General features: G+C 67.8%; 1 pseudogene. It reads right to left on the reverse strand.

Annotated elements, in window-relative coordinates:
- Positions 1-450: pseudogene (gene chrA, locus AC6LJ9_RS30680) on the reverse strand (chromate resistance efflux protein ChrA); the annotation flags it as partial.

The raw sequence follows: 450 nt of genomic DNA on the forward strand, positions 1-450 counted from the left end.
GGTGGTTGCGCCGATCAGGCCGACTACGCCGGCCGCGACGCCGTCCAGGAACGCGTGCAGCCGTTTGTTCTCCACGACCGCCTCCAGCCGGTCGTAGAAAATCAGCGAGAACGCAAAGGCCGGAAGAAAGACACCCACCGTCATGGCCACCGCCCCGATCGGCCCCCCTGCCACATAGCCGACGAACGTGGCGAAGATGATGAGGGGTGCCGGCAGCACACCGGACAGTGCCAGGCCGTCCAGGAACTGCCCATCCGTCATCCATCCGCGCCCGACGGCGTCGTTGCGAACGAACGGGATCGCCGTGTAGGCGCCGCCGAAGGTGAGCAAGCCAGCCTTCAGGCCCGAGGCGAAGATGAGCAGCACCGATGCCTGGCCTTGAACGACCGTTTCCACCAGCTTCGCCGCCGGCGCAGCCCACAAAGCCACGGCCGCGGCCAGCGCCACCGC

This window comes from Achromobacter sp. 1011811831, from assembly GCF_059760905.1.